General features: G+C 73.8%; 8 protein-coding genes. 3 read left to right on the forward strand and 5 right to left on the reverse strand.

The features are described from left to right. Nucleotides 1–1,313: bifunctional phosphatase PAP2/diacylglycerol kinase family protein (locus tag J7E86_RS29295; protein ID WP_215085840.1), on the forward strand; the 1,313-nt coding region annotated here is incomplete at its 5' end. A gap of 22 nt (nt 1,314–1,335) precedes the next feature. Here J7E86_RS29295 and J7E86_RS29300 read toward each other — a convergent pair. Both J7E86_RS29300 and J7E86_RS31730 read right to left on the reverse strand, forming a co-directional pair. Next, the gene (locus tag J7E86_RS29300) at nt 1,336–2,505 is read right to left on the reverse strand and encodes an NAD(P)/FAD-dependent oxidoreductase (protein WP_374223876.1); all 1,170 of its coding nucleotides are present in this window, start codon (nt 2,503–2,505) and stop codon (nt 1,336–1,338) included. Between the two features lie 230 nt (nt 2,506–2,735). Continuing rightward, on the reverse strand, nt 2,736–2,864 hold the full coding sequence (locus J7E86_RS31730; protein WP_285439793.1) for a hypothetical protein: 129 nt from the start codon (nt 2,862–2,864) through the stop codon (nt 2,736–2,738). A gap of 180 nt (nt 2,865–3,044) precedes the next feature. On the opposite strand from J7E86_RS31730, the gene J7E86_RS29305 reads away from it, so the two are divergent. Both J7E86_RS29305 and J7E86_RS29310 read left to right on the forward strand, forming a co-directional pair. Continuing rightward, on the forward strand, nt 3,045–3,395 hold the full coding sequence (locus J7E86_RS29305) for a VOC family protein (RefSeq protein WP_215085842.1): 351 nt from the start codon (nt 3,045–3,047) through the stop codon (nt 3,393–3,395). Between the two features lie 249 nt (nt 3,396–3,644). Continuing rightward, complete coding sequence (locus tag J7E86_RS29310) at nt 3,645–3,968, forward strand: hypothetical protein (protein WP_251019855.1); 324 nt, start codon at nt 3,645–3,647, stop codon at nt 3,966–3,968. An 18-nt stretch (nt 3,969–3,986) separates the two neighbouring features. Here J7E86_RS29310 and J7E86_RS29315 read toward each other — a convergent pair whose 3' ends face one another. The 3 genes from J7E86_RS29315 to J7E86_RS29325 form a co-directional block, all read right to left on the reverse strand. Continuing rightward, nucleotides 3,987–6,017, reverse strand: coding sequence for a DUF5107 domain-containing protein (locus J7E86_RS29315; protein ID WP_215085844.1), 2,031 nt, complete (start codon nt 6,015–6,017; stop codon nt 3,987–3,989). A gap of 53 nt (nt 6,018–6,070) precedes the next feature. Further along, nucleotides 6,071–6,673: a GNAT family protein gene (locus tag J7E86_RS29320; RefSeq protein ID WP_308312771.1), complete on the reverse strand. Its 603-nt coding sequence runs from the start codon at nt 6,671–6,673 to the stop codon at nt 6,071–6,073. A 53-nt stretch (nt 6,674–6,726) separates the two neighbouring features. Beyond that, on the reverse strand, nt 6,727–7,953 hold a 1,227-nt coding region (locus J7E86_RS29325), incomplete at its 5' end, for a CoA transferase (protein WP_215085845.1).

Consider the following 7,953-nt stretch of genomic DNA (forward strand, 5'->3'; position numbering starts at 1 on the left):
GGGCGGCGCTGCGCGGCGTGGCCTCGCTGGCGCTGGCGTCGGCGGCGGTGAACACGCTCGGCAAGCGGTCGGTGCGGCGCGTGCGGCCGCTGCGGGACACCGTGCCGCTCGTACGGCAGCTGGCCCGTCAGCCGATCACCACGTCGTTCCCCTCCGGCCATTCGGCCTCCGCCGTCGCCTTCGCGACGGGCGTCGCCCTGGAGAACCGGGCGTGGGGGCTGGCCCTGGCACCGCTCGCCCTGTCGGTGTGCTTCTCGCGCGTCTACACCGGGGTGCACTATCCGGGTGATGTGCTGGCGGGCGCGGCGCTGGGCGCGGGCGCGGCCTTCGCCGTACGCGGTCTGGTACCCACGCGGGCGCAGCTCGCGCCGCCCGCGCGGCCGAGGGCGGACGCGCCGGCGCTGCCGGGCGGCAAGGGTCTGATCGTGGTCGCCAACTCCGGTTCCGGGCAGCGCGCGGCGGCGCTGCGGCCCGACCCGGAGCAGGAGGTGCGCTCGGCGCTGCCGGGCGCCGAGGTCGTCGCCTGCGCCCTCACGGCCGACGGCGGCGGCGAGTCGCTGGACAAGGCGCTGGAGACGGCGGCCGAACGCGCGCGGGAACTGCGCGGCGCGCTGGGGGTGTTCGGCGGCGACGGCTCGGTGAACGCGGCCGCGGCGGTGGCCCACCGGTACGGGCTGCCGCTGGCGGTCCTGCCGGGCGGCACGTTCAACCACTTCGCGTACGACCTGGGCATCGAGTCCGTCGCCGACGCCGCCCGTGCCGTGGAGGCCGGGGAGGCCGTGGCGGTGGACATGGTGCGCTTCGGTGACGGTGGGAGCCGCTGGTTCCTCAACACCTTCAGCATCGGCGCGTACCCCGAGCTGGTGCGGGTGCGCGAGCGGTGGGCGCCGCGGGTCGGGGCCTGGCCGGCGGGGGTGCTGGCGGCGGTGCACGTGCTGCGCACGGCGCAGCCGGAAACGATCCGGGTCAACGGCAGGCGGCGGCGGGTGTGGATGCTCTTCGCCGGCAACTGCACCTACCGGGGGCTGGGCCTGGCCCCGGTGCGGCGGCACGATCTCGCGGACGGTGTGCTGGACGTGCGGATGGTCTCCGGCGGCCGGCTGGCGCGTACGCGGCTGCTCGCGGCGGCCCTCTCCGGCGGCCTCAAGCACTCCCCCGTACTGCGCACGGCGCGGGTGCGGCAGCTGCGGATCAGTGACATCGGACCCGGTACGCACCTCGCGTACGACGGGGAGATCGCGCCGGCGCCGGCGGAGTTGTTCCTGCGCAAGGAGAACGAGGCGCTGGTGGTCTACCGCCTGCCGGCCGGCTGAGGGCCGGCAGGCGGGGTGTCGCTCAGCTCCGGTGCTCGTTCTTGCCGGGCTTGCCGGCGTACGTCGGGAAGTACTGCTTGTTCTTCGCGATGTAGCCGAACAGTTCGGCGAGGGCGGCGGCGCCCCGGCCCACGGCCCCGCCGACGCGCGGCGGCGCGCCGAACTGGACGTCACCGACGGCGTAGACGCCGGGCACGCTGGTGGCGGTGGAGGTCAGGCCGGTCTGCCCGGTCACGTCGCGCCCGGTCAGGACGGTCTTGGACTGGCTGTCGAGCTGAAGCCGGCCGCCCAGCCAGTCGGTGTTGGGGGCGCCGCCGATCAGGACGTACAGCCACCGGGTCGGGATGTCCCTGTTCGCCTGGTTCTTGCTGCCCTTCGGGCCCACCTTCAGGTTCTTGAGCTGCTTGTTCCCGTCCGCCTCGCACAGCTTCACTTCGGTGTTGAGCAGGATCTCGACCTTGCCGGCCGCCTTGAGGGCGTTGATCTCGTCGACCAGGTACGCCGACATCTTGCTCAGGTCGGTACGGACGATCATGGTGACCTTCTTGGCGAACTGGGCGAAGTACACCACGGCCTGGCCCGTGGAGTTCCCGCCGCCGACCATCGCGATCTCCTGGCCCTTGGTGTACTCGGCGTCGGTCACCAGCGCCTGGTAGTACACCCCGGAGCCGATCAGCTCGTTGGCCTTGGTGCTGTCGTCGAGCCGCCGCCAGGCCAGGCCGGTGGCGACGATGACGGCGCCGGCCTTGATCGTGCTCTTCTTGGCGTCGTCGAGCTCGACGGAGTGCGGATCGGTGGACCCGCCGGCTCCTTCGCGGACGTTGAGCTTCTTCGCCGTCCGCAGGGGCTCCCATTCCACGCCGAAGCCCTTCGCCTGCTCCAGGGCCTTCTGTGCGAAGTCGTGGCCGACGATGCCGCCGGGGAATCCCAGGTAGTTGGCGATCCGCGAGGAGGTGCCGGCCCGAGGGCGGCGGCCAGCACGGCGAGCGTGGGGTCGGTGAAGGTCTTGGTGTCGCCCTTCACCGTCACGTTGACGACGACGGTGGCGCCGCCGGAATGCTCGGGCCACTTGAACACCACCCCGGATCCGGTGAGGAACTCCCGGATCCGGAAGGCCGCCTCGGAGCGGATGGGCCCGGTGATCCCGACGACCGCGTACTGGTCCCGTACCTGCTTCGGGGCGCGCTCCCACCAGGCGTGGATCTGCCGGTCGACGATCTGCCGGTGGTCCTCGTCGAGGAGGCCGTCGGTGAGGCTCACGGAGACGCCCGCCTCCGTGGCGGGGGGAACCGCGCCGCCGTCGGGCCCCAGCGACACCAGGCCGGCGGCGGTGGGCAGTTTGGCCGCCTCCACCATCCCGGTGAGCCCGCCGCCGTTGTCACCCACGCCGGTGACGAGCGCGATGTGCGTCCCGTCGCCGCCTCATCCGGTGAGCGCGCCCACGGCCTCCTGCCCGGCGGGGAGCTGGAGCACCTGGAAGTCCTTCCCGTACCAGCCCTCAAGCTTGTCCGCCAGCACCCTCCGGCGGGCCGGGTCACTGTCCAGCAGCACGATTGGCGGGTTGCGTCGCACTCGACATATGTCCTCCGATGTCGCGTTCTTGTATGACAATGCGATGCTGCGCAGCGCACCCCCACCTCACTCTTGGATGACCCGTTCGACAACCCACCCTTTCGGGCCAATCACTTGCCTCGCCCTGGACCGGCTCCTCCGCCAACTAGCCTTGTCCTCATGAACATTCTGGGGACTTCGCTCCGTGTGTGCGTCGACGATCTGCAAGCGGCGGTGGCTGTCTACGAGCGTCTGACCGGCGCCGAAGCACTGCGATTCCGGCGCGGCGGCGTCGAGGTGGCGGCGGTCGGCTGCTTCTTCCTGATGAGCGGACCGGAGAAGGAGCTGTCGATCCTGCGGAAGATCACGGCGACGATCGCCGTCACGGACGTCGACGAAGCGGTGACGGACCTGACGGCCGTGGGCGCGGACATCATCGCGGGCCCCCTGCCGACCCCCATCGGCCGCAACGTCGTGGCCCGCCACCCGGACGGTTCGGTCTTCGAGTACGTGGACCGCAAGGCGGGGTAGTGAGGGGCGCCGGGCGGGGGGCGGGCCGCGTCTTCCTTGCGGTAAGCCTCCCAACCCGGCCCCGAGGCCCGAGGGGGGTCCCGCCAGAATGAGCGGTATGGCTCTTGAGGTGACACCGTGTTCCAGCTGGTGAGGGGGGCGACGGGCTTCTTCTCTCCGAAGGAGGACCCGCCTCCGCCGACCGATCCGCGGGCGTTCCGGGCCATCCTTCACGCTGCCGTCCGGGCTGCCGGAGGGAGGGTGGGCGGGGTGGAGGAACAGCGCTACCCCCGGACCTTCCACACCGCTTCGGTCATCCACGGCGGCGGCGAGAGCGTCGTCCTGTGCCACGCCCATCATCCGTGGATCGCCTTCACCGAGGACCGGGGCAACGGGTTCATGCACGACTTCGTACCTCCACCGCCCTGGTCGCACGTCTTCCGCTCCTCCGGCTTCGTCGTGCTGACGGCCGGACAGCTGACCACGCCTCTCTTCGGCGTGGACACATCGGCGCTCTCGCGGGAGGAGTGGCGGCAGATCCGCTACTACGCCGCCGAGACCCTGGGTGCGGTCGTCTTCAACACCTGGGACTGAGCCGCCCCCGCCGGCGGCCTACGCGGGGCGCATCCGGAAGTCGTAGCGGCGGGGCAGGGGGTGTTCGGTCAGGGCGCGGGCCCTGATGGCCTCGGTGATCGGGGAATCGCCCGCGACGAGGCGCTCCGCGATCGCGTGCCACGTGTCGGCGAGCGTCTCGTCGCCCTCTCTCAGGTCGGCCACCTCGAAGCCCCGGTCGAAGATCCCGCGCGCCGCCGCGGCGTCGCCGCGCGCGAGCAGGACCCGGGCGCGCAGCAGCTGGAAGCGGCCGCGTTCCCGGATGCCCGGACGGAGGCCGGACAGGACCGCGGCCGCTTCGTCCGCGCGGCCCACCGCGAGCAGCGCCTCGATCGTCTCGCGTCCGAGGGCCGCCATCGCCGCCGTCCACACCGCGCCGTCGCGCCGCTCCTCGCGGGCGTCCTCGAACGCCTGGAGGAAGCGGTCGGCGGCCCGTTCCGGGTGGCCGTTCACCTGGTCGGCGACGGCCAGGCAGCGCATCGACGGCCAGTCGTCGTCGGCGATCTGCTCCCAGCTGCGGACGGCCTGCGAGCGGTTGCCGGCGTGCCAGCGGGCGACGCCCAGGTGGTAGCAGAGATGGGGGTCGTGCACGGGGTTCCCGGGCACGGCCAGCTCCAGCAGGTCCTGCCAGGGCGGTGAGACCAGGGTGGCGTACGGCGGCAGCACCCGCGTCGGGTACGGCAGGGTGCCCGTGCGCAGCAGGTCACGCCACGGTTCCTGCTCCTCGCCCAGCGTTTCCGGGCCGAAGGGCGTGCCGGGCAGGTCGTGGCCGCCGCGCTCGACCTCCAGCGCGCCCCACCCCGAGCCCGTCGCCAGGCTCTCCTTGGGTTCCAGGTCGGCGTACGGGCGCCACGCCGCGTACGCCTCGTCGACGGCCGCACGCGGCAGCGCCTCCTCCAGCCGGCCCTCGACCTCGCCACGCGCCGCCGCCCAGTCCGCGCCGTGCACGGCGGCCGGGTCCGCGGCCAGCGGCCCGTACGCCTCCAGCCAGGCGAACTCCCCGCCCGGCTCCAGTGGTACGTGCTCCAACTGCGTGCGGGCCAGGCCCGCCTGGATCTCGGCGTAGCCACCGTGGCCGGGCTCGGTCAGCCACTGCTGCCAGCGCCGTCCGCCCCGCCCGGAGCCCCAGACGAAGAGTTTGCGCCCGCGCAGGAGATCGGTCGACGTCTGCACCAGGCCGCGGCCTTCCGCGTCCAACGAGGTGATCCAGCGGCGCGCGCCGTCCGGCACGTCGTAGAAGAAGTCGGCGGCGTGCCGGCCGCGGGTCGGATACGTGTGGTCGGCACCGTCCCAGTGCGGCACGGGAACCCGGCTCAGCCCGCGTTCGTAGCCGAACCGCCACGCCTCCTCCGCCGGGGCCAGGACACGGCTTCCCTCGTCCTCGGGGACGGCGATGTTGGACCACCAGTAGACGGGCGCGGGCCGGTCGTGGGGGTTACGGACGCGCGCGCCGACATAGAGGAAGTCGGAGCCGTCGGGCAGCCAGAGGTCGACCTGGAACGGCAGGTCGCGCATCCGCTCCCACTCCCACAGCCGCAGCATCTCCCCGCCCCCGGGCGCGGGCACGCGGGCGGCGTGCAGCGGGGCCATGGCCAGGGGGCCGTGCCCGGTGGCGCCGATGTTCCACTCGATGCCGCCGGAGAACCACGCGCCGTTCAGGGCGAACTCGGCGGGCTGGAGCACGGGGTTGCGGTACAGCAACTGCCGCCCCGACGGCTTGTGTTCGAGCGAGTGGACCCGGCCGCCGAGCCCCGGCAGGACCGTGGCGCGCAGCCGGTCGTTCTCGATGACGATCGCGTCGACGTCGGTGGGGGTGCGCCGACGGGTGTAGCCGTCGCGCCGGCGCACGGGCAGCACGCTGCCCAGCGGCGCGTAGCCGATCTGCCGGGCCATGGCCGGGGGCAGCGCGGCGCGCTGCCCCGCGTCGAGGTGGTGCGGATCGCGGGGCGGCAGCAGCGCGGGCAGCGGGTTCTCGGGGCCCAGCGGGGCCGCGGGAAGGGACAGCACGGCACGCCTGATGGTCGTCGGCACGGCACCTCGTTCTCTCCGACCTCGATGGGAGGTCTGTCCTCGGTGGAGGTCTCTCAACCCTGTGGTGCGCCCTGCCTCGATCCCCGCTGAACGTCCTGCCGGCCCGGCCCCATGCCGGCCGTGATCGCCCACCGCTCGTGGTCGCGCCACGCGCCGTCGATGAAGAGGAAGTCCGGCGAGAACCCCTCCAGGCGGAATCCGTGCCGTTTCACCAGCGCCGTCGACCGCGCGTTGCCCGGCTGGATGTTCGCCTCCAGCCGGTGCAGCCCCAACGGCCCGAAGGCGTGGTCCAGTACGAGCCCCATGCCCTCGCCCAGCAGGCCGCGGCCCTCGCCGCCCAAGAAGGCTCCGTAGCCGAGTGCCCCGCACTGGAAGGCGCCCCGCACGATGTTGTTGATGTTGATGAACCCCGCGAACGCGCCGCTGTCCCGCAGGCAGACCAGCAGGCCCACCCGCTGCTCCCCGTCCAGCCGTTCGGCGTATCTCTCGAACGCCGCCCCGGTCGTCGGTATCGTCAGCCACGGGTGGTGCAGCCCGGCGCTGGCGCGCGCCAGGCGCGTGAACTCCGCGCCGTCCGCCGGGGTGAGGGCCCGGATGGCGACGCGCGGACCCTGAGCGAGGTAGCGGCCGTCGTCGGCCGGGGAGTGATCCAACACCGCTTCATCGTACGATCCGGCACTGACATCGGCCGGGAGACGCATCGGCTCCATCAGCCCCACCGAGGGGCGTCCGCGCCCCACGGCCCCGGGAGCCGCGCCCAGTCCGCCGGCCCGCCCTCGTAGGCGACCGGAGACCGCGCGTACCGCACCCGCCCCAAGGGGCCCTCCACTTCTGTCAGCCACTCCCCCGGCTCGTACGCACCGCTCGCCTCTCCCGGATCCGGGGTCACACCGCCGGTGAGCCAGGCGGCGGTACGTGCCAGCGCGAGCCGCGCGAGGTGGGTGCCGCCGCCCGTGCTCTGCTCGGTGACGGCCCGCAGCACGGCGGCCGCGAGCAGATAGCCGGTGCCGTGGTCCAGCGCCTGCGCGGGCAGTGCCCCCGGCCGGCCGTCGTCCCCCGCCTCGATCGCGGCGATCCCGCAGGCCGCCTGGACCAGGCTGTCGAATCCGCGCCGCCCGCCCCACGGCCCGTACGCGCCCCAGGCGCTCAACTGCCCCACCACCAGGCCCGGCCGCCGCGCGGCCAGCGCCTCCGGGGTCAGCCCGTGGCGGTCCAGGGCGCCCGGCCGGTAACCGGTGACGACGACATCGGCGGCGGCGAGGAGCTCCTCGAAGCTCGCGCGGTCGGCCCGCCGGGCGAGGTCGAGGACCGTGGACCGCTTGCCGAAGCCCGTGTCGGCGTGCGCGTCCCGGCTCTCCGGCAGCGCCGGGGAGTCCACGCGCATCACCTCCGCCCCGAGCAGCGCGAGCGTACGGGTGGCCACGGGCCCGGCGATGACCCGGGTCAGGTCGAGCACCCGCAGCCCCCGGGCGGGCGGCCCTGCCTCCCGTGGCAGCCTGCGGACGGGCCCGTCGGCCATCCGGTCCAGCGTGAGCAGGGGCCGCCCGGCCACGGCCGCACCCTGGGGGTGCGCGGCCCACGCCTCCGGTGTGCGCACGGCGACGGCCAGTCCCCCGGCCGCGAAGACGTCCTCCTCCACCCGCTCGGCCGGTCGGGTGGCCAGTTCGGCGGCGACGCGGGCCACGAGGGCGTCCTCGTCCGGGGAGTCGGCCAGTCCGAGCGCCGCGAGCAGTCGGGCGCGGTGGTGCGGGTAGTTCGCGTGCGTACGCACCCACCCGTCCCGCGCCCGCCAGAACCGCGAGAGCGGCGCGAACGTGGTGGCGGCGAGGCCGTCGACGCGCAGCAGCCGCTCGCTGACGAACGCGGTGGCCACCGCGCCGTCGTCCACCCGCACGGCGGGCAGCGCCCCGCCGCCGCGGCGGGCCGTCGCCAACTC

The sequence above is a fragment of the Streptomyces sp. ISL-11 genome, from assembly GCF_018614525.1.
Classification (GTDB): domain Bacteria; phylum Actinomycetota; class Actinomycetes; order Streptomycetales; family Streptomycetaceae; genus Streptomyces.